The organism is Nocardioides lianchengensis (assembly GCF_900101465.1).
Taxonomy (GTDB): Bacteria; Actinomycetota; Actinomycetes; order Propionibacteriales; family Nocardioidaceae; genus Nocardioides; species Nocardioides lianchengensis.
Window position 1 is genome coordinate 191,646 of record NZ_FMZM01000002.1, and the last position, 22,211, is coordinate 213,856.

Here is a 22,211-nt window from a genome sequence, read left to right on the forward strand (position 1 = left end):
GCTGTGCGGCATGAGCTCCCACCGGTGGTGGTCCTGGGCCGACCGGGACCAGGTCGCCCGCGTCGACATGTACACCCGCCAGTCGCTCTATGCGCTGCTGTGGAGCTTCTTCGTGATCTTCGCGATCCAGGCGTTCAACGAGGTTCCCGCCGGGGACCGTGACCTCGCGGTCGCGGTCCTCGTCGCGGGCACCGTCGTCACGTACGCCGGCCACCGGGTGCTCAGCGACGTGATCGCCCTCTACCCCGCCACCCGCCCCGTCCCCTGGCGCAGCCTCGGGCCCTTCCTCGGGCTCGAGGCCGTCGGCTTCCTGGCCTCGCTCGGGCTGCCCAGGGAGGTCCGCGGGCTCGCCGTACTCGTGCTCTGGTCGGCCCTGGCCTGGTCGCTCGTCGGGCTCCGCGGACGCCGTACGACGATCGCGGTGCTGGTCGGTCTCGCCGGGGCGCCGGCCCTGGCCGCCCGCGAGCCGTGGTTCCTGGTCGGCGGGCTCGGCATCGCGCTGTTCTTCATGTTCACCGTGCGGGCGTCGCTGTGGATGCTCGGCGTGGTCCGCGAGCTCGACCGGGCCCGCGCGACCCGCTCCGCACTGGCGGTGGCCGAGGAGCGGCTGCGGTTCTCGCGCGACGTCCACGACGTGATGGGCCGGCGGCTGTCCGCGATCGGGCTGCAGGCCGAGCTGGCCGCGACCCTCGCCCGACGCGGCGACCCGACCGCCGCCGACCGGATGCTCGAGGTCCGCGAGACCGCCCACGAGACGCTGCGCGAGGCCCGAGAGCTGGCCCGCGGCTACGGCCGGACCGACCTGGGCCAGGAGCTGGACGGGGCCCGGTCGCTGCTGCGCTCGGCCGGCATCGCGGTCTCGCTCTCCGTGGACTCCTTGCCGCAGGCGTGGCACGAGCCCGCCGGCTGGGTGGTCCGCGAGGCGGTCACCAACGTGCTGCGGCACTCCGACGCCACCACCGTCACCATCGCCTACGACGACGGCACGCTGTGGGTCACCAACGACCGACCCAGGCCCGGCGGCGACGCGTCCGGCACCGGGCTGAGCGGCCTGGCGGCCCGGCTGGCCGGCGTCGGCGCGACGCTCGAGATCGACGCGGACGAGACGTCCTTCGCGGTCGTCGTACGGCTCTCGTCGGTGGAGGTGCCGGCATGATCCGGCTGCTGCTCGCCGACGACGAGCACCTCATCCGCACCGCCCTCGCCCAGCTGCTCGAGCTGGAGGAGGACCTCACCGTGGTCGCGCAGGCCGCGTCGGGCGACGAGGTCGTTGCGGTGGCCCGTGCCGAGTCGTTCGACGTCGCGGTCCTCGACCTGCAGATGCCCGGCCGCGACGGCATCAGCGCCGCGACCGAGCTGCTGCGCCTGCAGCCGGGCTGCGCGGTCGTCATCGTCACCGGCCACGGTCGGCCCGGTCACCTCAAGCGCGCCCTGTCCGCCGGCGTCCGCGGCTTCCTGCCCAAGACCACCTCGGCCGCGACCCTGGCCTCCGTCGTCCGCTCGGTCCACGCCGGCGGCCGGTACGTCGACCCCGAGCTCTCCGCGGAGGCGATCGCCGCCGGCGACAGTCCGCTCACCCCCCGCGAGGCCGACGTCCTGGAGCTGGCCGCCGACGGCGCCCCCGTCGACGAGATCGCCCGCCGGGCCTCGCTCTCGCCCGGCACGGTGCGCAACTACCTCTCCAGCGCCGTCACCAAGCTCGACGCCGCCAACCGGCACGACGCCGCCGCCACCGCACGGCGGCTGGGGTGGATCTAGCGAGGACGCGCCAGCGGACTCGCTGATGGTGGTCGAGCGAGCGCTCTGACTGAGCTTGCGAAGTCAGAAGGCGCGTGTCGAGACCCCGATCAGGTGTCACGAGCGCGTCAGCGCCAGCCCAGCTGCGGCGGCCCCGACCGACGGTGCCGGCGACGCGACATCACGAAGACCGCGACCAGGAGCCCCACCAGCACGAACGGCAGGTGGGTGAGCACGGTCAGGGTGATCAGCACGCCGAGGACGAGCAGCAGCGGGCCGGGGAAGATCCTCGGCCCGCCGCTCCAGTAGCCGCGGGGCGCCGTACGACGGGGGTCGCGGTGGCCCGGGAGGTCCCGGAAGACCGGGGCCAGGTCGGCGCGGGTGCGCGCGGCCCAGACCCGGTCGAGCCGGTCGCCGTGCTCGTCGGCGCTGAGCCGGCCCTGGGCGAAGTGGTCGCCCAGGGCGGCCGCCGCCTGCTCGCGCTCGGCGTCGCCGATCCGCAGCTGGGCGTCGTTCATCGCTCGTCCGCCTCCTCGGCGGCGTCGCCCTCGGCGAGGATGCCGTAGAGCTTGCGGCGGGCGTCGACGAGCACGTCGACGGCGGCCCGGCGCTGCGCCTCAGAGCCGGTGGTGACGACCTGCCACACCGCCCCCATGACCTGACCGATCTCGGGCTTGAGGTCGGCGAAGTCGCTGCTCGCCTCGCGCTCGCGCGCCTCGAAGGGCGCCCACACGGCCGCGAGCTCGTCGGCGTGCTCGGCGACGTATGTCGCGCCGTCCTCGGTGAGCCGGACGGTCCGACGCTTGGTCTCCTCGTCGACCTCGACCAGGCCCTCGTCCTGGAGCTGCTGGATGGTCGGGTAGACCGAGCCCGGGCTGGGGCGCCAGGCCTCGCCGGACTTCTCGGCGATCTGCTGGATCACCTGGTAGCCGTTGACGGGCTCGCCCTCCTGCGCCGTGCGGAGCACGTCGAGGATGGCGGAGCGGACGTCACCGCGCCGGACCCGCGGGCCCCGGCGCCGGTCGCCCTGGTCGAGGCCGAAGAGGCCCGCGACCCACGGCGGGGGACCCTGGCGGCCGCCACCCCAGCCGGGGCCGGCGGCGCCCCACGGGCCGTCGAAGGGGCCGCCGCGTCCGCCGCGACCCCGGTGCTGCTGCATCTGGTCGTCGGCGTAGCGCGACCACTGTCGGTTGAATCCTCGCTGTCCCATCGTGGGACTCCTTCCTGATCTGGAGTACCGCGGTCGACCTGGCGGTCCGAGTGACTGTCGGCGACTGTTCGCGATATATCGTGAGCGTACGCCGATGTGTTGCTGGGCTCAAGCGGGGTCGCCTAGTTACCCGGATCACCGGGTAAGTAGGACGTTCCCGGGCAACGCAACCCCCGGGAACGTCCTAGTTACCCGGTGAACCGGGTAACTAGGACACCGGCCCTACCGCGCCAGCCAGGCCGCGAACGCGTCGAAGGAGTACGGCCGGCCGAGGAAGTCGGCGACCAGGTCGGCGGCGTCCTGCGCGCCACCGGGGGCGAGGACGCGGTCGCGGTAGCGGCCGGCGACCTCGGGGTCGAAGAGGTTGTCGGGGTCGAAGGCGCTGAAGAGGTCCTTCGCGATGACCAGCGACCACATGTAGGTGTAGTACGCCGAGGAGTAGCCGCCGAGGTGGCCGAAGCTGGCGAACATATGGGTGCCCTCGACGTAGGGGAACGGCGAGTAGCGGGCCTGGAGCTCGCGCATCGCGGCCGTCAGGTCGTCCGGCCGCGAGGTGTGGAACCAGTAGGACATCGACGCGTAGAACATCTGCACCCGCGCGTAGATCCCCTTGCCGTAGTCGTCGGCGGCGCGCATCCGGGCGACCAGGTCGGCGGGGATCGGCGTACCCGACGCATCGGTGGCGAAGGTGGCGAGGATGTCGGCGTCCCAGGCCCACTCCTCGAGCATCTGGCTGGGCGCCTCGACGAAGTCCCACTCGGTGGCGACACCCGAGAAGCGGGCCCACTCCCCGCGGCCGCCGAGGACGTGGTGGACCAGGTGGCCGAACTCGTGGAACAGGGTGACGACGTGGTCGTGCTCCATCAGTCCGCGCGCGAAGTTGCAGACCAGCACGCCCTCGGGGAGCTGCCGGCCGGCGACGCCGTCGGTGAGGGTGAACTGGGCGGCGTGCTTGTACTTGCCCTCGCGGGGGTGCAGGTCGAGGTAGATCCGCGCGAACGGCTCGTCCGAGCCCGCCTCGACGACGTCGTAGGCCGTGACGTCCTCGTGCCAGACGGGCGCGTCGGCGACCTCGACGTACGACAGGCCGAACAGCCGGCCGGTCACGTCGAGCAGGCCCTGGCGGACCTTGGCGAAGTCGAAGTAGCGGCGGACCTGCTGGGCGTCGACGTCGTACTGCTCGCGGCGCACGACCTCCTGGTAGTACGACGCGTCGCTGCCCGGGATCTCGGTCGCGTCGGGCCGGTCCTGGCGGTAGCGCTCCATGAGGACGGCGAGGTCGCGCTCCATCGGCTCGGTCGCCGCGGCGGAGATGCGGTCGATGAACTCGGGGATGGCCGGGCCCGAGCCGATCATCTTCACGTCGGCGTCGTACGACGCCCAGTCGGCGTAGCCGACCAGGGTGGCCAGCTCGTGGCGCAGCGCGAACAGCTCGTGGAGCAGCGGCTCGTTCTGGGGGTAGCCGCGGGTGAGGAAGGCGACCGACATGTCGTGGCGGAGGTCGGCATCGTGGGCGAACATCCGCACCGGGACGGAGTCGGGGTAGTCGGTGGTGGCGGTGACGTCGCCGTGCTCGTCGGCGGGGTGCGCCTCCAGCCAGTCCTCGGGGAGGCCGGCGAAGCGCGCGGCCGGCGCGGTGACGCTGCGGACGTCGTCGCGGGTGTTGCGGCCGAACTCCTGGTCGAGCGCGGTCAGTCGCTCGTTGATCTCGGCCAGCCGGGCGCGGGTGGCGTCGTCCCGGTCGACGCCGGCCCGGCGGAAGTCGGCCAGCACCTTGTCGAGCAGCCGGGCCGCCTGGTCGTCGAGGCCGACCGGGTCGAGGCCGGCGAACACGTCGAACAGCGCGCGGTCCTGGCGCAGCGACGTGGCCAACCGGTCCACCTCGACCTCGGCCTCCTCGCAGCTGGTGCGGACGTCCTCCTGCGGGTGCACGTTGGACAGCAGCGAGCCCAGCGCCGCCACGTTGCCGAGCTGGCGGTTGATCTCGTCCCACCGGCGCAGCGCGTCGCGGGTGTCGGCCGGCGGGGTCGCGCGCAGCTCGTCGACCAGGCGGCGGGCGGTCGCCAGCCCGTCGGCGGCGTAGGTCTGCACCCACGCCAGGGCGTCGTCGGGACCGGGCAGGGCGAGCGGCGAGAGGGTCACGCGGGCAAGCGTAGGACGCGCCGCCGACCGGCGAGGCAGAGCGCAAAGCCGGCCGCGAGCAGCAGGGTGAGCAGCAGGGAGAGCCGGGCCAGGAAGACCCCGGACGCGGCAGGATCGAGCGCGTCGTAGACGGCCAGGTCGGCGGCGACGTACCAGACGAGGTACGCCGCGGGCGCCACCAGCCAGGTCAGCGGGTGCCACCAGCGCAGCCCGCCCTGGTTGGCCCCGACCAGCAGGAAGTCGGCCAGCACCAGCCCCGGCGTCACGACGTGCTCCAGCAGCGACCAGGGCTCGAGCAGGTTGCCGTTGGCCATCGGCAGGTAGGCCAGCGCGACCAGCAGCATCACGCTGGTCAGCCCGCCGCGCAGCCAGGGCGAGCGCGGCTCGCGCACCGCGAGGCCGACGTACGACGCCGCGACCGCCAGGTTGGCCAGCTGGCTCAGCGCGGTCCACCACACGTCGTACTGCTGGGCGGCGAGCCAGACCCCGGTCGCCGCGCTCGCGGCGACGGTCAGTCGCCAGAGCGTCACGCCGGGTCTGTTCACCGGACCAGGGTGCCACGTTCATCGTGCGTTCATGTTGCGAACGCGGCTGTCGCAATCGTCGGACACGGAAGTCATCCGCTCCCTAACCTTGTCCGGTTGTGCTGACACACGCGATCGGAGCCTGATGAATACGCGCCTGCTCGGGAAGGGCCTGGTGGCCGTGCTCGGTCTCGCCACCCTCGTCCTACCCGCAGCGCCGGCGGCGGCTGCCACGTGGAGCGTGTCCGGATCCCTCACGGGCGCCGGCGTGCCGCTCCGCGACGACCACGGCCAGGTGGAGGCGTACCGGACCGACGCCGACGACCCGAGCCGCAGGGTGGCCCTGTCCTTCACCGAAGGCGGCCGCTTCCACCTCGACCTCCCGGACGGCTCGTACCTCCTGCGTGCTCGCGGGGGCTACGACTACGTCGACGAGTGGTACGACGACGTGCTGACCCGCAAGGACGCCACTCCGGTCGTGGTGTCCGGCGGCCACGTCGAGCTCGGCGCCATCGACCTGTCCCCCGTCGCGCGGGTGAGCGGTCGGGTCGTCGATCCTTCCGGGCAGCCCGTGGCGGGGGCATGGTTCGGCGCCTACCGTCCGAACGACACCGTGAACGCCTGGGACTACGAGCGGACCGACCAGTCGGGGAGGTTCTCGATGGCGGTCCCACCCGACCGCTGGCGGTTCCAGATCTCCGACGCGGATAGTCAGTACGTCACCGAGTGGTACGACGATGTCGAGACAGCCGTCCAGGCGCGGCCAGTCGACGTCGCGCGGACCGACCTCGACCTCGGCACGATCGAGCTGGCGCGCGCCGGTGCGATCCAGGGCGCCACCTCTGTCCCTGATGACGGGGGCGTCGAGGTCCGTCTCCTCGACCTCGACGGCCGCGAGCTCCGCCGGACCTACGCCGATGCTCGCGGCGCCTATGTGTTCAGGCGGGTACAGCCAGGCTCCTACCTCGTGCACTTCCGCGACTCAGAGCGCGAGCGAGCGCGCTACGTCCAGGAGTACTACCCGGACAGCCACACCCTGGCCGGCGCCGTCCCGGTGGAGGTGGTCGCGGACGCGACTACCTCGGCGATCGATGCCTCGCTCGGGATCCGGTCCGCGATCGACCCCAGCACCGCCGAGATCCAGGGGGTCGCGACCGACCACCTCGGCCGACCGGTCGCGAGGATCCGGGTCGAGGCGAGAAGCGTCCCGACCGACCCTCAGCAGATCCCCCGCGTCCGGGTGACGACCACCGGGGCCGACGGCCGGTTCCAGTTCACGGATCTCGATCCCATGCCGGACATGTCCGCGAGCTTCCGGCTCGAGTTCTCCGACTCCACTGCTCGCGACGGGTACCCCTTCGTCACCATGTACTCGGGCGGGACGGCCGTGCGGGCCAACGCCGTACCGGTCGTCGTGCCCCCGGCCGGTGGCATCACCGCCGATGCGTCGCTGCGCCAGTACGGCGCGCTGCAGGCTCTTGTCACGAGCTCTCGGCCCGGACGGTACGACGCGATCTGGATGACCGCCGTCTCCCTCGACGGGCGGGATGTCGCCGTGTCGGACGCGACGTGGCTGCGTCAGCAGGGTGGGGACGAGGTCGACCTGCCTGCGCTGGCGCCCGGGCGCTACCTCCTGCGGTTCTCCGGCCCGGACTACCGCACCCGCTGGTGGCCGGGGGTGCCCGACCGGGCATCGGCCGAACCGGTGACCGTGTCCCCGGCCGAGGTGAGCACCGGCTACTCGCTGGCGATGGAGCCCGTGCCCGGCATCATCGACGGCCGGGTCGTGCTCGACACCGGCGCCGCTCCCACCTCCGGCCGTGTCCACGCCGACGGTCTGTCCTTGAACCCCGACGTGTGGACCGACCTCCGGTCCGACGGCTCGTTCGTCTTCACCGACCTCGTCCCGGGGCAGCCCTACAACCTGCACTTCCACGGACGTGGCGAGGACGACGAGGGCGTGGTCCGAGACTTCCTCCCCACTCACTGGCAGTTCGAGGATGGAGGGACCGCATGGCTGACGGCGCGCCGCGAGGCGGACCCGGGCTCTTCACTCGACGTGACGCTGCGCAGCCGGCCCCGCAGCGCCGCCCCGGTCACCGTGAGCGGGATCGCCCGCGCCGGCCACGAGTTGACGGCCTCCAGCCCGGCGTGGCTGCCAACGAACACGATCGTCTCGTACCGGTGGCTCGACGACGCCGGTCGCGCACTCGCCGCGGGGGCGAGATACACGCCGACCTCGACGGACGCGGGCCGACGGATCCGGGCCGAGGCGACCGGTGCGGTGGACGGGCGGTCGACCGTGATCGTCTCGGCACCCGTCACCGTCGAGCGTGCCCCGGCTCCCGAGCCCGAGCCGGAGCCCGAGCCGGAGCCCGAGCCCGAGCCCGAGCCCGAGCCGCTGATCCTGCTGGGTCGACCGACGGTCAGCGGATCGTCGGCCGTCGGCTCCGTGCTCCGTGCGAGCCCCGGTCGGTGGCGCCCCGCGGTGGGCAACGGGTTCGACTACCGGTGGCTCGTCGCGGGTCGGCCGGTCGCGACCGGCCCGTCGTACCGGCTCACGGCACGGGCGGCCGGCAGCCAGGTCGAGGTCGAGGTCACGGCACGGCGGGGCTCGGTGTTCGCGACCGCTCGCAGTCTGCCGGTAACGGTCGACCGACTCGCCACGCGAACCCGGGCGACGGCGAAGGTGCGCTACCTCGGGAAGGACCGGTCGGTTCCGACACTCAGCCTCCGTGTCGTCCTCATCGGCGGCGCCGGTGGACCGGTCCGGGTGACCGAGCGGGCTCGCGTCCTCGGCACGAGCACGGGCTACCCCGGACACCGCGTGTCGATGTCCTTCAGCCCCCGGCCCGGCCGGCACACCTACACAGTGCGATACCTCGGCTCGGCCAGCACCCTCCCCAGCTCGACGACGGTCAGGTTCAGGGTCCGCTGAGCTGGTCCCGGCGCCGGGTGAGGTAGGCCCGCTCGGCGGAGTTCTCGGTGGCGGCGAGGGCGGCGTCGTACGCCTCGCGTGCCTCGGCGCTGCGGCCGAGGCGGCGCAGCAGGTCGGCGCGCGTGACGTGGAAGGCGTGGTACGACGTCAGCGGCAGACGGTCGACGAGCGCCAGCGCCACCTCCGGTCCGTCGAGCTCGGCCACGGCGACCGCGCGGTTGAGCTCGACGAACGGACTGGGCGCGATCGAGCCCAGGTGGGTGTAGAGCGTGACGATCTGCGACCAGTCGGTGTCGGCGACCGTGAGGGCGTCGGTGTGGACGGCGTTGACCGCGGCGAGCAGCTGGTACTGGCCCGGGCGGTTGCGGGCCAGGCACTCGCGGACCAGGGCGTGCCCCTCGCCGATCAGCGCACGGTCCCAGCCACCGCGGTCCTGCTCGGGCAGCGGGACCAGCTCGCCGCCGGCGACCCGCGTCGTACGGCGGGCGTCGGTGAGCAGCATCAGCGCGAGCAGGCCGGCGACCTCCGGCTCGTCGGGCAGCAGGGTGCGCAGGATCCGGCCGAGCCTGATCGCCTCGTCGGTGAGCTCCTCGCGCAGCGGCTCGGCGTCGGCCGACGAGGAGAGGTAGCCCTCGTTGAAGACCAGGTAGACCACCGCGAGCACGCCGGCGAGCCGCTCGGCCAGGTCGGCCGCGGCGGGGACCCGGAAGGGGATGTGGGCGCCCTTGATCTTGGCCTTGGCGCGGGTGATCCGCTGGGCCATCGTCGTCTCGGGAACGAGGAACGCCGCCGCGATCTCGGCGACCGTGAGCCCCCCGAGCAGGCGAAGGGTCAGGGCCACCCGGGCCTCGGGGGCGAGGGCGGGGTGGCAACAGGTGAAGACCAGCCGGAGCCGGTCGTCCTCGACGAGGCCGGTCGCCTCGTGCGGGGTGTCGTCACTGATCATCAGGGCCGCCTGGTGCTTGACGTCGCGCTGCCGCTCGCGGCGGATCCGGTCGATGGCCTTGTTGCCGGCCGTGGTGGTCAGCCAGGCGCCCGGGTTCGGGGGGACGCCGTCGACCGGCCACTTCTCGAGCGCGACCAGGAGGGCCTCGCTGGTGGCGTCCTCGGCGACGTCGAGGTCCCCGAAGCGCCGGGCCAGCGCGGCGACCACCCGGCCGTGCTCGTCGCGGAAGATCCGCTCAACCGCTGTTCGCGTCACATCCATCGCAGTTCCGGGGTCCCCGCGGAGTCGGGAGCGCAGCGAGCGACTTCGTGGGGTGGAGTCATTCCGACTGGAAGGGCCGCACCTCGACCTTGCCCTCGCAGGCGGCCGAGCCCTCGGTGGCCCACTGCAGCGCGGCGTCGAGGTCGGCGGCCTCGATGATCCAGAACCCGCCGAGGTACTCCTTCGACTCGGCGAACGGGCCGTCGGTGACGACCGGCTTCTCGCCGGTGGCGTCGACGCAGGTGGACTGCTCGATCGGCTGCAGGCCGCCCGCGAAGACCCAGGCGCCCTCGGCCTGGAGCTTGTCGTTGAAGGCGCCGACCTGGGTGAACATGCGCTGCATGTCGTCCTCGGTCATGGCCTCCATCTCGGCCTGGCCGGCCTCGTCGTGGTGGACGGACAGGAAGTACTGGGTCATCGCGTTCTCCTCGGTGGACGGCGGCCGCTGCTGGCTGCCTCTCACCCGGTCTACGAGCGACGAGCACCGGGTACGACAGCCGTGAGCGAACTTTTTCAGATTTTCTCGGAGGGGCCATGCCCACGCCCGTGTTCCCCGGGTTCGTCCGCGAGCCGTTCGGGGTGACGTTCGGTCGGTAGGGGTGGGTCCTCGGGTGCGGGGGTTTCGACACGGTCGCTAGCGCGACCTGCTCAACCACCGGGGGTGCGACGGCGAGCCGGCGCCGAGCGACGACTGGGTGGTCCTCGAGCCGCCGGGGTACGGCGGGGGCACCGGGCTGGCCTTCCAGCTCGAGGAGGACCACGTCCCGCCCACCTGGCCGGCCGGCCCGGGCGACGTCGCGATGCAGCTGCACCTCGACGTCGCGGTCGACGACCTGCCCGCGGCGGTCGCCCGCGCGGAGCAGCTCGGCGCGCGGCCGGCGTCGTACCAGCCGCAGGAGCTGGTGCGGGTCATGCTGGATCCGGCAGGGCACCCGTTCTGCCTCTTCGCACCCGGAGGTTGAGATGTCGGACTGGGGATCGGTCTACCGCGGCAACGCGGAGGCGGTGGCGGCGCTCGGCCGTGGGCTGACGCCGAGCCAGCTCGCGACCGCGGTCCCCGCGTCGCCGGCGTGGACCGCGCAGGAGGTGTTCGCGCACCTCGCGGGCGGGCCGGCCGACCTGGTCACCGGCCGGATGGACGGCGCGCCCGGCCCCGAATGGACGGCCCGGCATGTGAACGAGCGGATGCACCTGCCCGTGGCCGACCTGGTCGAGGAGCTGCTGTCCCACCAGGGCGCGGTCATCGCGTCCACCGTCGACAACCCGCGCCCGGCCATCGTGTGGGACATCGCCGTCCACCACGCCGACCTGCACGAGGCGTTCGGGCTCGGGATCCCGCCGGAGCGGCTGTGGCGACCGGTCCTCGACGCGGTCGCGCCGATGATGCTGGGTGACGTCCCCGCGGAGGGCGTGGCGCCGTACGAGCTGTTCAGGGGGCTGTTCTCGCGGCGCTCCCGGGCGCAGATGGCGGCCTGGGGGCTCCCGCTCGACCAGGACCAGCTCGACGTGATCTGCGTCTTCGGTCCTCGCGAAGACGACCAGCCGACGCCGTAGGCCGCTTACCCTGGACGGGTGCTCCCACGTCGCCTCGCCCTGCTCGCGGCCGGTCTGCTCCTGACCGCGCCGCTCCACGCCGTGACCCCGGCCTCCGCCGAGGCCGCGCCGGTGGCCGCACCGGTCGAGAAGGTCGTGGCGAAGAAGAAGGCCAAGGACCCGCGCAAGCGGCTCGGGCTGTTCGTCGACCCGCGGATGCCGGCCGCCCAGCAGGGGTCGGCGTACCAGCCGATCGCGCGGCAGCCGCAGGCGCTGTGGTTCACCGACTACTACGCGACCGGGTCGGTCGCGGGCGCGGCCCGCGACTACCTCGGCCGGGCCAAGGCGGCGCGCAAGACCCCGATGATGGTCGTCTACGCCATCCCCGGGCGCGACTGCGGCCAGCACTCCGCCGGCGGCCTGCGCACCCCGGCGGCCTACAAGAAGTGGGTCCGCCAGGTCGCGAAGGGCATCAAGCGCAGCCAGGCCAAGCCGCTGCTGATCCTCGAGCCCGACGCGATCGGGTTCTACGCCGACAACGCCTCGTGCGCCGGCACCCGCTCCTGGCCCGCGCTGCTCAGCTACGCCTCGCGCACCCTGACCAAGGCCGGCGCCTGGGTCTACCTCGACTCCGCGCACTCCAACTGGTCCAACGCCAACGGCGGCGTGCCCGGTCGGGCCGCGCTGCTGAAGCGCTCGGGCATCCGGTGGGCCCGCGGGTTCAGCACCAACGTCTCCAACTTCCGCACCACCGCGGCCGAGCAGGCCTACGCCAACACCCTCCTGCGCGAGCTGCGCAAGGTCGGCGTGAAGGGCAAGAAGTACGTCGTCGACACCTCCCGCAACGGCCGTTCCGGCGGCCCGCTGGACGGCCGGGTCATCAACCCGACCTGGGCCCGCCTCGGCGCCGCGCCGAAGCTGCGCTTCAAGGGCGCCTTCGACGGCACCCTCTGGGTCAAGCACCCCGGCGAGTCCGACGGCCCCGAGTGCGGCGGGCCGTCCTCGGGCCAGTGGTCGAACCTGCTCGCGGACCGGCTGCTCGGCCGGGTTCCCGACGGGGGCTGCTGAGCCTCACCAGCCCGTCGAGCCCGGGATCCCCTTGAACGGGCCGACCACGGTCGAGGTGACCCAGCCGCCGTAGAAGCCGCCCGGCTGCGGCTCGACCACCTCGTCGTCGACCAGGCACCGGTCGGTCGCCGCGGCCATCACCGCGATCGCCCCGGCGATCGGCTCGAACCCGGCGGTCGGCGTCAGGTAGGTCCAGGCCGCCCGCGGCGCGACCGCGTCGCCCCCGACCAGGTCGAGGTACGACGCCTGCCCCTTCCACTCGCACCAGCTCGACCCCGCCGCCTCGCGGAGGCTGCCCTCGAGGAACGCCGAGCGCGGCAGGTAGTACGTCGGCGGGTGGCTGGTCTCCAGCACCCGCCAGCCGCGGGTCGTCCGGGCCACCTCGACACCGCCGAGCTCGATCACCAGCGACCCGGCGTACTGCTCCAGGCGCGGGGGCCGGGGGTAGTCCCACACCGACTCCTGGCCCGGACCGGGTCGCTCGGGCACGGGGCGGCGCATCAGCGGGTCCGGGTGGTCGTCATGGGGTCCAGGGTGCCAGGGGGGCGGGCGGGCCGAGCCTCACCCGCGGTCCTCCTGCAGCGTGTGCGCGACCAGGGCGTTGGCGTGGCCGTGGCCCATCTCGTGCTCGGCCTTCAGCCAGGAGACCAGCTCCATGTGCTTGGCCTCGGCGTACCCGTCCCTCGCGCGCAGCAGCGCCTTCCACTCGGGGATCGGTCGTCCGTACTTCTTCTCGATCGAGGGGAAGTACGACGCCGGCCCCTGCACCTTCGCGCTCTTCTGCTCCGTCATGGTGTCCATGCTTCTACAGACCGGACCGCTGCGCAGCACTCATCGCCGCGCGCGTAGCGTTCTGCGTCGTGTCGCGTCTCCGGGGTCTGGTCGCCGACACCCGCCCGTTGCAGGAGCCGCACTTCCGGCGGCTGTGGCTGGCCAACATCGTCACCGTCATCGGCGCGCAGCTGACCGTGGTCGCGGTCCCCGCGCAGATCTACGCCGACACCGGCTCCTCGGCGTACGTCGGGCTCACTGGGCTCTTCGGCCTGGTCCCCCTCGTCGTCTTCGGCCTGTACGGCGGCGCGCTGGCCGACCACTTCGACCGGCGCTCGATCCTCGTGGTGACCACGCTCGGGCTGATCGGGACGAGCGGTCTGTTCTTCGTGCAGGCCGCCCTCGGGTCGACCAACGTGTGGCTGCTGCTGTCGCTCTTCGCGGTGCAGCAGGCGTTCTTCGCGGTCAACCAGCCGACCCGCAGCGCGCTGCTCCCGCGGCTGGTCCGGACCGAGCTGCTGCCCGCGGCGAACGCGCTGAACACGACGGTCTTCCAGGCCGGGGCGATCGCCGGTCCGCTCCTCGCGGGCGTGCTGATCCCGTTCGTGGGCTTCGCCTGGCTCTACCTGGTCGACACCGTCACGCTGTTCGCGACGCTGTCGGCCGTCGTACGCCTGCCGCGGTTCGGGGCGATCGCGACGGGCGCGGCGCCGGGCGTGCGGGCCGTGATCGACGGGTTCGCCTACCTGCGGCACCAGCCGGTGCTGCTGATGAGCTTCGTCGTCGACCTGATCGCGATGGTCTTCGGCATGCCGCGGGCGCTCTTCCCCGAGATCGCCCACCTCGACTTCGGCGGGCCCGACGAGGGCGGCCTGGTCTTCGCGCTGCTGTTCGCGGCGATCCCCGCCGGCGCCGTGATCGGCGGCGTGCTCAGCGGCTGGGTCTCGCACGTCGACCGGCAGGGCCGCGCGGTGATCGTCTGCATCCTGCTGTGGGGCCTGGCCATGGTGGGCTTCGGCCTCGCGGTGGGGCTGGCCGACCGGTGGCGAGGGCCGACGCTGGTGGCCGCGCTGGCGATGCTCGTGGTCGGTGGCGCGGCCGACATGGCGTCGTCGGCGTTCCGCTCCTCGATGCTGCTCGCCGCGGCGACCGACGAGATGCGCGGCCGACTCCAGGGCGTGTTCATCGTGGTCGTCGCGGGCGGCCCGCGGATCGCCGACGTGCTGCACGGCGCCAGCGCGGCCGCGGTCGGTACGGCGGCCGCCGCCGCTGGCGGTGGCGTCCTGGTCGTCGTCGGGACGGTGGTCGCGGCGCTCGTCGTACCGTCGTTCGTCCGTTATCGGATCACCCGCACCCCGGCCTAGAATCCCTCCGGTGCCCACCCCTGAAGAGCTCGACGGGATCGACCCCGCCGACCTCGCCACCACCGTGCGGGTGCTCCGGCAGCTCCACGAGCTGCCGTCCGACCACCCGGACATCACGACGGTCAAGCACGCGGCGTCGCACATGTACAAGGCGCTCAAGGCCGAGCGTCGTACCCGCAAGCGCGAGGCCGAGCTGGCCCACGACCGGGCGATCACCGAGGCGACGGCGACCGGGTCGGCGCTGCGGATCGACGACGAGACGGCCGGCATCCCGCTGGTGTCCTCGACGACCGGCGCCTTCGCCGGCGAGCTGATCAACGCGCGCGGCTGCTACATCTGCAAGAACGACTACACGCTGGTCGACGCGTTCTACCACTGGCTCTGCCCGACCTGCGCCGCGCTCTCGCACGCCAAGCGCGACGCCCGCACCGACCTGACCGGCAAGCGAGCCCTGCTCACCGGCGGCCGGTCCAAGATCGGCATGTACATCGCCCTGCGGCTGCTGCGCGACGGCGCCCACACGACGATCACCACCCGCTTCCCGCGCGACGCCGTACGCCGCTTCGCTGGGCTCGAGGACTCCGCCGACTGGCTGGACCGGCTGCACGTCGTCGGCATCGACCTGCGCGACCCGACCCAGGTCGTGGCCCTGGCCGACGAGGTCGCCGCGGCCGGGCCGCTCGACATCCTGATCAACAACGCCTGCCAGACCGTACGACGCTCCCCGGGCGCCTACTCACGACTGGTCGAGATGGAGTCCGCGCCGCTGCCGACCGATGTCGCGCTGCCGTCGATGGTCACCTTCGACGGCGTCAGCGAGGCGCACCCCGCGATGATCGCCGGCGCCCTCGAGGAGCACGTGCACTCCCACCCCGAGTCCGGCTCCGCCGTCGCCGCCCGCACCGCCGCCGACCTGACCGCGCTGGCCCTCACCGCCGGCCACGCGTCGCTGGAGAAGCACCTCGACGGCACCGCCGTCGACGCCGGCGGCCTGCTGCCCGACCTGCAGCGCACGAACTCCTGGACCCAGCACGTCGACGAGGTCGACCCGCTGGAGCTGCTGGAGGTCCAGCTCTGCAACCAGACCGCGCCGTTCCTGCTGATCTCGCGGCTGCGCGCGTCGATGCGGGCGGCGGTCGCAGCCGGCGCGCGCCGCGCGTACGTCGTGAACGTGTCGGCGATGGAGGGGCAGTTCTCGCGCCGCTACAAGGGCCCGGGCCACCCGCACACCAACATGAGCAAGGCCGCCCTCAACATGCTGACCCGGACCTCGTCCGGCGAGATGTTCGAGACCGACAAGATCCTGATGACCGCCGTCGACACCGGCTGGATCACCGACGAGCGTCCCCACCAGGAGAAGCTCCGGATCGCCGCCGAGGGCTGGCACGCCCCCCTCGACCTGGTCGACGGCGCCGCCCGCGTCTACGACCCGATCGTGCAGGGCGAGGCCGGCGTCGACCTCTACGGCCACTTCCTGAAGGACTACGTCCCCAGCCCCTGGTGACCCGGTCGCCCGGGTCGCCGCCGGGTCGCCGCCGCGGTCGCCGCCGCAGCTGTAACGCGACGTTCGCTGCTCTGGGGACGCGCTGCAGCGCGTACCTAGTGCGGCGAACATCGCGTTACAGCTGCGGCGCGTTCGGATACCGGAGCGCCGTGGCCATCCCCCTCCTGAATCCGATCAGCGTGCTCGACCAGACCGTCCGGCAGGCGCTCGGGCTGCTGCCCCGCGCGACGGCGCTGGTGAGCGGCGCCGAGGCGCTCCTCGCCGACGTACGGCGGCTGCTGGACCGGATCGAGGCGACGCGGGCCGACGCCGGCTTCGTGATCGCGGCGGTCGACGAGACCCGGGAGCGGGTCGATCTGCTGCTGGGGTCGGTGCAGGGGCCGGTCGAGCGGCTGCTGCCGCTCCTGGAGCGGCTTGCCGAGACCACCGACCCGCGCGAGGTCGACGCGATGGTGGACCTGATCGACCGGCTCCCGGTGATCGCCGACGCGGTCCAGGCCGACGTCATCCCGATGCTCCGGACGCTCTCGTCGGTCGCCCCCGACCTCCACGACCTGCTCGACGTCAGCCGCGAGCTGAACGAGATGCTGGCGAAGCTGCCCGGGATGGGCCGGATCAAGCGGAAGGTCGACGAGGAGCAGGAGTTGGAGGCGGCTACGCCCCCAGCAGCCCCCTGACGAACGCCGCCTGACCGACGTGCTGGGTGTCGTCGTTGACGACGCTGACCAGCCGGACGCCGAGGGTGACGGGCGGATCCCAGCGCTCGTCGACGACCCGGTCGAGGTCGTCGGCGGACAGGCCGCGGAGGTAGGAGACCGTCTGCGCGTGCACCGCGGAGAGGTACGACGCCAGCAGGTCGGCGTCGGCGCGGACCCGGCCGACCTGCTCGCTGCTGTGCCCGTAGCCGATGTCGCCGACCTCGAACGGCAGGCCGAAGCGGTCGGCGTACCCCTGGGCCGTCCAGACCTGCTCGGTCCCCGCGACGTCGGCGACGTGGTCGTCCTGGACGCGGGCGAGGTGCCAGACCAGCCAGCCGATCGGGTTGGCGTCCGGGGCGGGACGGGCGGCCAGCTGGTCGGGCGTGAGGCCGTCGACGACGGCGCGACCGCTCTCGAGGACGCGCTCGAGGGACTCGATCAGGAGCTCGGCGGGAGTCATACCTTCGGACGGTACGACGGGGACCCAATGCGGGTTACCGGGAAGCCATGACGTCCTTCGGCTACACCCTCATGACCGAGCAGAGCGGCCCTCGCGAGCTGGTGCGGTACGCCGTCGCCGCGGAGCGGGCCGGCTTCGACTTCGAGGTCTCCAGCGACCACTACTCCCCCTGGCTCACCGAGCAGGGGCACGCGCCGTACGCCTGGACGGTGCTGGGCGCCGTCGCCCAGGCGACCGAGCGGGTGGGCCTGATGACCTACGTGACCTGCCCGACCCTGCGCTACCACCCGGCGGTGGTCGCCCAGAAGGCGGCGACGCTGCAGATCCTGGCCGAGGGCCGGTTCACCCTCGGGCTGGGCAGCGGCGAGAACCTGAACGAGCACGTGGTCGGAGCCGGCTGGCCGGCGGTCGGCGTACGCCAGGAGATGCTGCGCGAGGCGATCGAGATCATCCGCGAGCTGCACGGCGGCGAGCTGGTCGACTACCGCGGGGCGCACTTCGACGTGGAGTCCGCGCGGATCTGGGACCTGCCGGAGCAGCCGGTCGAGATCGGCGTCGCGGTGTCGGGCGAGCGGTCGATCGAGGAGTTCGGGCCGATCAGCGACCACCTGGTCGCCGTCGAGCCGCGCGAGGACCTGGTGCAGGCCTGGAACGCGACCGAGGGCACGACCACGATCGGCTCCGGCGCCCGCGCGATCGGCCAGATCCCCATCTGCTGGGCGCCGACCGAGGAGGAGGGCGTCGCGCTGGCGCACGAGCAGTTCCGCTGGTTCGCGGGCGGTTGGAAGGTCAACGCCGACCTGCCGACCCCGGCCGGCTTCGCGGGCGCGTCCCAGTTCGTCCGCCCGGAGGACGTGGCCGACCAGATCCCCTGCGGGCCCGACCTCGACGCGATCGTGGAGTCGGTCAGGCCGTTCTGGGAGGCCGGGTTCACCGACGTCGCGCTGGTCCAGGTCGGCGACCGGCTGCAGGAGCGGTTCCTCGACGAGGTGGCGCAGCCGCTGCTCGAGAAGCTGCGGGCGTCGTCGTCGTGACCCGCGGACGGGTGCTCGTCACCGGCGGCAGCATCGCCGGACCCGCGACGGCGTACTGGCTCACCCAGGTCGGGTACGACGTCACCGTGCTGGAGCGCACGGACGGTCCGCGCGAGGGCGGCCAGAACGTCGACGTCCGCGGACTGGCCCGCGAGGTCCTGGTCCGGATGGGCCTGGAGGACGCCGTCCGGGCCGCCGGGACCGGCGAGGTCGGCACCCGCTTCGTCGACGAGGACGGCGGCACGGTCTCGGAGTTCCCGACCGACGCCGAGACCGGCGACGGCCCGACCGCCGAGCTGGAGATCCTGCGCGGCGAGCTGGCCCGGGTGCTGGCCGAGGCCTGCGGCGACCGGGTCGCCTGGTGGTACGGCGACCAGGTGGTCGGGCTGGACCAGGACGACGCGGGGGTCGCCGTACGGCTGGAGAGCGGGGAGCTGCGGCGCTTCGACCTGGTCGTGGTCGCCGAGGGCGCCGGCTCGCGCACGCGGTCGCTGGTGCTGACCGGCGACGACGCCCCGCAGCTGGACCGGCTCGGCATGCACATCGCCTGGGGCACGATCCCGCGCACGCCGGACGACGACGACTGGTGGCGCTGGATGAGTGTGCCCGGGTCGCGGTCGATGTCGCTGCGACCGGACAACCAGGGCACGACCCGCGTGATGCTCAACTGGATGGGCGACGACACCGGCTTCGTCGACCTCCCCCTCGACCAGCAGCGCGCGGGCCTGCGCGAGCGGTTCGGCGACCTCGGCTGGGAGGTCCCCCGCGTCCTCGACGCGCTCGACGACGTCGACGACCTCTACGTCGAGGACCTCACCCAGGTCCGCTGCCCGACCTGGTCGGTCGGCCGCGTGGTCCTCACCGGCGACGCCGCCTGGTGCATCACCCCGGTCGGCGGCTTCGGCACCTCGCTCGCGCTGATCGGCGGCTACGTCCTCGCCGCGTCCCTGGCCCGGGAGTCCTCCCCCGCGGCGGCGTTCGCGGCGTACGAGGAGTGGATGCGGCCGATGGTCACCGACGCCCAGGACCTCCCGCCGGGCGTGCCGCGCGTCGCCAACCCGAAGTCGCGGCTCGGCGTCGCGCTGTTCCGGGCCGGCACGAAGCTCGCCGCAACCCGGCCGGTGCAGGCCGTGGCCTCCCGGATCGGGTCCGGCTCCGAGCCGGATCGCGAGCTGCCGGACCTGCCGACCTACTGACGGAGCCGGTCCCGACCGGGTCCTCCAACGAGCCGGTCCCTGCCGTCGCCGCCGATCAGGACGTCGTTGCCTCGTCGTCCGCGCAGCACATCGTCACCGTCGAGGCCGCAGATGACGTCGTTCCCCCGCGTGCCGCGCAGTCGGTCCCGACCCCCGGTCCCGACGATCGTGCAGGCGTGGCCGCTCACGCGCAGGCGATGACGCAGGAAACGCGCGGCGAGCTGGTCCGAGCGTGCTTGGACCGTCATCGCCAGGTCGCCGGGCGCGACGGCGTACCCCCGCAGGACGAAGGTGCGCGAGGTACCAGCTCCGAGCACGTCCTGGGCGCAGATGACGGAGACGGATCTCAGCCGGCATCCCCCCGGGAGCGAGCCGCGGTCGACGACCACGCCCCTCGGGATCACGTGTTCCACGCTGAGGTGGACGGCGTCGTCCCCGATCGCGCGCACCGTCGTGGCGAGGCGGACGGCGCGGCCCACTCCGGCCTCCCGGGCCGACGCGGTGGCGCGCGAGAGCACTAGGTCCGGGGGCGGCGGCGTCCCGACGATGATCCGTTGGGTGACGATCGGGCTGAGACGTCGTCCGTCGGTCGCCCGCCAGGAGAAGACATCGCGGCCCACAAACCCCGGGTCGGGCTCGTAGCTGCACCGGAGTTCCCAGCAGCTGTGGAGGCGGCCGTGCGGCGGCTGCTCGACGATCTGGGCGGAGAGAGGCTGGTCGGACCCGGGGTCGGAAGCGGGCAACCAGATGCCCGCGCCGGGCTGGTCGGCCTCGTACTGGACCGCCACCCTGTCCAGGACGGTCGGCGGAGTGTCGGGACGGACGTTGACCGTCACGACGGCCGCGGCGGAGGTTCGGGTGCCGTCGTGGCCGACGACGGTGAACGTGTCCGTCCCTCCGGCCCCCGGATCGGCGAGGTAGGTGCAGGCGGGACCTGCGCATCGCAGCGCTCCGCGCCTCGGCAATGTCTCGACGCGGGTCCGGACGGGGAAGCCGTTCGGGTCGACGCCGTCGGGGAGCAGCACGGTGCTCGCTCGACCGGCGGTGGCCGCGACGGTGACCGGCCGGACGCTCGGAGGCGCATCGGCGTCGACCTGGACCGCAGTGGTGACCGTGGCGGAGGTGCCGCTGCGGTCCTCCGCGCGCCAGGTGAAGGAGTCGGGGCCGACGTGGTCGGGGTCCGTCGTGTAGACGCAGGTCGTCCCGGAGCAGTGCTCCACGCGTCCGTGGGCGGGCTGCCGCTCGATCACGAGGTGGGTCGGGTCGCCATCCCTCTCGGAGACCTCGAACCGCACCAGGCGGCTCTGCCCCTGTGGCAACTTCCTGGTGGCGCCGCCGTCCACCCGCGGGACGCCGGCCGCCGACACGGTGATCGCCGACGTCACCACCTCACCCGGTCCGACGGAATCGGTCGCGCGCCAGGCCATCCGGTCCTCGCCCACGAAGCCCGGGTCGGGCACCAGGTCGCAGAAGGTCTCGTCACAGCCGGTGACGGTCCCGTGCGCCGGCGCGTCGACGATCTCGACCGAGCGACCGGTCGAACCCGGCGTGTACCGCGCGCCAAGAGACAGCCGCGTCGTGCGGTCGTTCAGCGCGTGCAGCCGCGACACCGACCCGGAGAGCGCCAAGGTGTCGACCGGCACCGGCTGCCAGGTGATCGTCGCCGTTCGGGTCCAGCGCTTGCCGTCGCTGGCGCGATAGTCCAGCGACACCGGTTCCGTGACGCCCTCCTCCGGCGCGGTGAAGGCGCACACATCGTCACAGGTAGCCGTCCCGACCGCCGGCGGCCTCACCAACTGATAGGCGAGCCGATCGCCGTCCACGTCACTCGCCGGAGCGTGCCGCGAGGTCGCTCCCGGCGCCGGCGCGCTCGCCATCTCGTCGTAGGCGTAGGGGGCGACGTTGCCCCGCACCGAGACCAGCACCCGCGCGGGAGGCGACCAGGCCCGGCCGTCGCCCGCCCGCCAGGTGAACTCGTCGGCGCCGAGATGGCCCGGCTCGGCCTCGTAGGTGCACCCCGCCGGCCCGCAATCGGTCACCGTGCCGTGCGCTGGGGGGTCCACCAGCTCGGTGGTCAGCGGGGCCCGGTCGGTGTCCGTCGCATTGGCGTAGACCGGGAGCGAGTCGCCGGCGCGCACCATGACGACCTGGTCGAGCAGCTGCGGAGGTCGGTTGGCCTCGACCGCGAAAGCGATAGTGGCCGGCGCGGAGGTGAGACCGCCGTCGCGATAGCGGTAGGTCGCCGCGTCCGGGCCGCGATAACCGGGGACCGGGTTGTAGGTGCACTGCCGACTTTCGCGGCACACCAGCGTGCCGTGCCGGGGCGCGGAGACGATCTCCACCGCTCGGCTCCCCTGCGGACCGCCGTCGTCGTCGATCTTCAGGTCGAAGAGGGCGGGCGTTCCGTCGTCGAGGACGATCCGGTCGTCGAAGGCGACCGGCGCGAGGTTGGGCCTGGTGGTGATCCAGTACGTCGCCTCCGCGGCACCGGCGGCCCCGGTCACGACCACCCGGAGCTTCTCAAGCCCGACGTGACCGGCGTCGGGGGTGTAGACACAGAAACCCGAGGCGCAGTCCCCCGTCAGCACGCCGTGCTCCGGTGCGCTCACGGCGAAGCGGATCGGCCACCTACCGCTGCTGACGAGCAGGTTGGCGAGGCGGAGCGACGCCGTGCCACCGGAGATCGTGGTGATGACCGCGTCCTCCACCAGGGGCGGGAGCCCGGCGGCCGGTGCGGGCGGATCGGCCTGCGCCACCGTCGGCACGGGGACGAGCAGGGCGGCGAGCAGCGCACCCGCCACGACGCCCGGACGTCGTCTCATGGG

At 73.1% G+C, this 22,211-nt stretch carries 21 protein-coding genes; 11 read left to right on the forward strand and 10 right to left on the reverse strand.

Annotated features, from left to right (window positions below):
- The first annotated feature begins 10 nt into the window (after positions 1-10).
- Positions 11-1,156 (forward strand): sensor histidine kinase, encoded by a 1,146-nt coding sequence (locus BLT76_RS04420; RefSeq protein ID WP_090851302.1) that lies wholly within the window; start codon positions 11-13, stop codon positions 1,154-1,156.
- Positions 1,153-1,758, forward strand: a complete 606-nt coding sequence (locus BLT76_RS04425) for a response regulator transcription factor (protein ID WP_090851305.1) — start codon at positions 1,153-1,155, stop codon at positions 1,756-1,758. Before BLT76_RS04420 ends, BLT76_RS04425 begins: the two co-directional genes overlap by 4 nt.
- Before the next feature lie 107 nt (positions 1,759-1,865).
- Here the strand turns inward: BLT76_RS04425 and BLT76_RS04430 are convergent, their stop codons facing one another.
- From BLT76_RS04430 to BLT76_RS26290, 4 genes are all read right to left on the reverse strand, one after another.
- A complete protein-coding gene (locus tag BLT76_RS04430) occupies positions 1,866-2,255 on the reverse strand; it encodes a DUF1707 SHOCT-like domain-containing protein (protein ID WP_090851308.1) in 390 nt (129 codons plus the stop codon).
- Complete coding sequence (locus BLT76_RS04435) at positions 2,252-2,947, reverse strand: PadR family transcriptional regulator (RefSeq protein ID WP_090851311.1); 696 nt, start codon at positions 2,945-2,947, stop codon at positions 2,252-2,254. Before BLT76_RS04435 ends, BLT76_RS04430 begins: the two co-directional genes overlap by 4 nt.
- A gap of 222 nt (positions 2,948-3,169) precedes the next feature.
- Positions 3,170-5,089 (reverse strand): M3 family metallopeptidase, encoded by a 1,920-nt coding sequence (locus BLT76_RS04440; RefSeq protein ID WP_090851314.1) that lies wholly within the window; start codon positions 5,087-5,089, stop codon positions 3,170-3,172.
- Positions 5,086-5,634 (reverse strand): hypothetical protein, encoded by a 549-nt coding sequence (locus tag BLT76_RS26290; RefSeq protein WP_244509255.1) that lies wholly within the window; start codon positions 5,632-5,634, stop codon positions 5,086-5,088. The genes BLT76_RS04440 and BLT76_RS26290 overlap by 4 nt, the downstream gene beginning before the upstream one ends.
- A 124-nt stretch (positions 5,635-5,758) precedes the next feature.
- Here BLT76_RS26290 and BLT76_RS04450 point away from each other — a divergent pair, with 124 nt between their 5' ends.
- Positions 5,759-8,551 (forward strand): collagen binding domain-containing protein, encoded by a 2,793-nt coding sequence (locus tag BLT76_RS04450; RefSeq protein WP_090851321.1) that lies wholly within the window; start codon positions 5,759-5,761, stop codon positions 8,549-8,551.
- Here BLT76_RS04450 and BLT76_RS04455 read toward each other — a convergent pair.
- Both BLT76_RS04455 and BLT76_RS04460 read right to left on the reverse strand, forming a co-directional pair.
- Positions 8,538-9,758, reverse strand: a complete 1,221-nt coding sequence (locus BLT76_RS04455; protein WP_090851323.1) for an RNA polymerase sigma factor — start codon at positions 9,756-9,758, stop codon at positions 8,538-8,540. The genes BLT76_RS04450 and BLT76_RS04455 overlap by 14 nt on opposite strands.
- A 58-nt stretch (positions 9,759-9,816) precedes the next feature.
- On the reverse strand, positions 9,817-10,176 hold the full coding sequence (locus tag BLT76_RS04460) for a YciI family protein (protein WP_090851326.1): 360 nt from the start codon (positions 10,174-10,176) through the stop codon (positions 9,817-9,819).
- 277 nt (positions 10,177-10,453) lie between these two features.
- Between BLT76_RS04460 and BLT76_RS04465 the strand changes: the two genes are divergently transcribed.
- Genes BLT76_RS04465 through BLT76_RS04475 form a run of 3 tightly spaced genes read left to right on the forward strand, consistent with a single transcriptional unit; the run spans position 10,454 to position 12,359 of the window.
- Complete coding sequence (locus tag BLT76_RS04465) at positions 10,454-10,720, forward strand: VOC family protein (protein WP_090851329.1); 267 nt, start codon at positions 10,454-10,456, stop codon at positions 10,718-10,720.
- A gap of 1 nt (position 10,721) precedes the next feature.
- Positions 10,722-11,312, forward strand: a complete 591-nt coding sequence (locus BLT76_RS04470) for a maleylpyruvate isomerase mycothiol-dependent enzyme family protein (RefSeq protein WP_090851332.1) — start codon at positions 10,722-10,724, stop codon at positions 11,310-11,312.
- 18 nt (positions 11,313-11,330) lie between these two features.
- Positions 11,331-12,359: a glycoside hydrolase family 6 protein gene (locus BLT76_RS04475; RefSeq protein ID WP_090851335.1), complete on the forward strand. Its 1,029-nt coding sequence runs from the start codon at positions 11,331-11,333 to the stop codon at positions 12,357-12,359.
- Between the two features lie 3 nt (positions 12,360-12,362).
- Here BLT76_RS04475 and BLT76_RS04480 read toward each other — a convergent pair whose 3' ends face one another.
- Together BLT76_RS04480 and BLT76_RS04485 are read right to left on the reverse strand one after the other, a co-directional pair.
- Positions 12,363-12,860, reverse strand: coding sequence for a DUF427 domain-containing protein (locus BLT76_RS04480; protein ID WP_090851340.1), 498 nt, complete (start codon positions 12,858-12,860; stop codon positions 12,363-12,365).
- 60 nt (positions 12,861-12,920) lie between these two features.
- Positions 12,921-13,151 carry a DUF4287 domain-containing protein gene (locus tag BLT76_RS04485; protein ID WP_090852139.1) on the reverse strand — a complete coding sequence of 77 codons (231 nt, stop codon included), beginning with the start codon at positions 13,149-13,151 and terminating at the stop codon, positions 12,921-12,923.
- A gap of 68 nt (positions 13,152-13,219) precedes the next feature.
- Here BLT76_RS04485 and BLT76_RS04490 point away from each other — a divergent pair, with 68 nt between their 5' ends.
- The 3 genes from BLT76_RS04490 (at position 13,220) to BLT76_RS04500 (ending at position 16,675) form a co-directional block, all read left to right on the forward strand.
- The gene (locus BLT76_RS04490; RefSeq protein ID WP_090851343.1) at positions 13,220-14,494 is read left to right on the forward strand and encodes an MFS transporter; all 1,275 of its coding nucleotides are present in this window, start codon (positions 13,220-13,222) and stop codon (positions 14,492-14,494) included.
- 10 nt (positions 14,495-14,504) lie between these two features.
- Positions 14,505-15,998, forward strand: coding sequence for an SDR family NAD(P)-dependent oxidoreductase (locus BLT76_RS04495; protein ID WP_211752718.1), 1,494 nt, complete (start codon positions 14,505-14,507; stop codon positions 15,996-15,998).
- A gap of 149 nt (positions 15,999-16,147) precedes the next feature.
- Complete coding sequence (locus BLT76_RS04500; RefSeq protein WP_090851346.1) at positions 16,148-16,675, forward strand: hypothetical protein; 528 nt, start codon at positions 16,148-16,150, stop codon at positions 16,673-16,675.
- Here BLT76_RS04500 and BLT76_RS04505 read toward each other — a convergent pair.
- On the reverse strand, positions 16,653-17,156 hold the full coding sequence (locus BLT76_RS04505; RefSeq protein ID WP_090851349.1) for a mycothiol transferase: 504 nt from the start codon (positions 17,154-17,156) through the stop codon (positions 16,653-16,655). The genes BLT76_RS04500 and BLT76_RS04505 overlap by 23 nt on opposite strands.
- Positions 17,157-17,203: 47 nt before the next feature.
- On the opposite strand from BLT76_RS04505, the gene BLT76_RS04510 reads away from it, so the two are divergent.
- Both BLT76_RS04510 and BLT76_RS04515 read left to right on the forward strand, forming a co-directional pair.
- Positions 17,204-18,190 carry an LLM class F420-dependent oxidoreductase gene (locus tag BLT76_RS04510; RefSeq protein WP_090851352.1) on the forward strand — a complete coding sequence of 329 codons (987 nt, stop codon included), beginning with the start codon at positions 17,204-17,206 and terminating at the stop codon, positions 18,188-18,190.
- A complete protein-coding gene (locus BLT76_RS04515; RefSeq protein WP_090851355.1) occupies positions 18,187-19,386 on the forward strand; it encodes an FAD-dependent monooxygenase in 1,200 nt (399 codons plus the stop codon). The genes BLT76_RS04510 and BLT76_RS04515 overlap by 4 nt, the downstream gene beginning before the upstream one ends.
- On the opposite strand, the gene BLT76_RS04520 is transcribed toward BLT76_RS04515, so the two are convergent.
- Positions 19,380-22,208, reverse strand: a complete 2,829-nt coding sequence (locus BLT76_RS04520; protein ID WP_139175410.1) for an Ig-like domain-containing protein — start codon at positions 22,206-22,208, stop codon at positions 19,380-19,382. The two genes, BLT76_RS04515 and BLT76_RS04520, sit on opposite strands and share 7 nt — an antisense overlap.
- Positions 22,209-22,211 lie beyond the last annotated feature (3 nt).

Bases quoted from the DNA above. Each gene is read 5' to 3' on its own strand.
- BLT76_RS04480 (WP_090851340.1), bottom strand. From the start codon at position 12,860: ATGCGCCGCCCCGTGCCCGAGCGACCCGGTCCGGGCCAGGAGTCGGTG.
- BLT76_RS04455 (WP_090851323.1), bottom strand. From the start codon at position 9,758: ATGGATGTGACGCGAACAGCGGTTGAGCGGATCTTCCGCGACGAGCAC.
- BLT76_RS04460 (WP_090851326.1), bottom strand. From the start codon at position 10,176: ATGACCCAGTACTTCCTGTCCGTCCACCACGACGAGGCCGGCCAGGCC.
- BLT76_RS04485 (WP_090852139.1), bottom strand. From the start codon at position 13,151: ATGACGGAGCAGAAGAGCGCGAAGGTGCAGGGGCCGGCGTCGTACTTC.
- BLT76_RS04450 (WP_090851321.1), top strand. From the start codon at position 5,759: ATGAATACGCGCCTGCTCGGGAAGGGCCTGGTGGCCGTGCTCGGTCTC.
- BLT76_RS04435 (WP_090851311.1), bottom strand. From the start codon at position 2,947: ATGGGACAGCGAGGATTCAACCGACAGTGGTCGCGCTACGCCGACGAC.
- BLT76_RS04520 (WP_139175410.1), bottom strand. From the start codon at position 22,208: ATGAGACGACGTCCGGGCGTCGTGGCGGGTGCGCTGCTCGCCGCCCTG.
- BLT76_RS04510 (WP_090851352.1), top strand. From the start codon at position 17,204: ATGACGTCCTTCGGCTACACCCTCATGACCGAGCAGAGCGGCCCTCGC.
- BLT76_RS04505 (WP_090851349.1), bottom strand. From the start codon at position 17,156: ATGACTCCCGCCGAGCTCCTGATCGAGTCCCTCGAGCGCGTCCTCGAG.
- BLT76_RS04425 (WP_090851305.1), top strand. From the start codon at position 1,153: ATGATCCGGCTGCTGCTCGCCGACGACGAGCACCTCATCCGCACCGCC.
- BLT76_RS04470 (WP_090851332.1), top strand. From the start codon at position 10,722: ATGTCGGACTGGGGATCGGTCTACCGCGGCAACGCGGAGGCGGTGGCG.
- BLT76_RS04430 (WP_090851308.1), bottom strand. From the start codon at position 2,255: ATGAACGACGCCCAGCTGCGGATCGGCGACGCCGAGCGCGAGCAGGCG.
- BLT76_RS04420 (WP_090851302.1), top strand. From the start codon at position 11: ATGAGCTCCCACCGGTGGTGGTCCTGGGCCGACCGGGACCAGGTCGCC.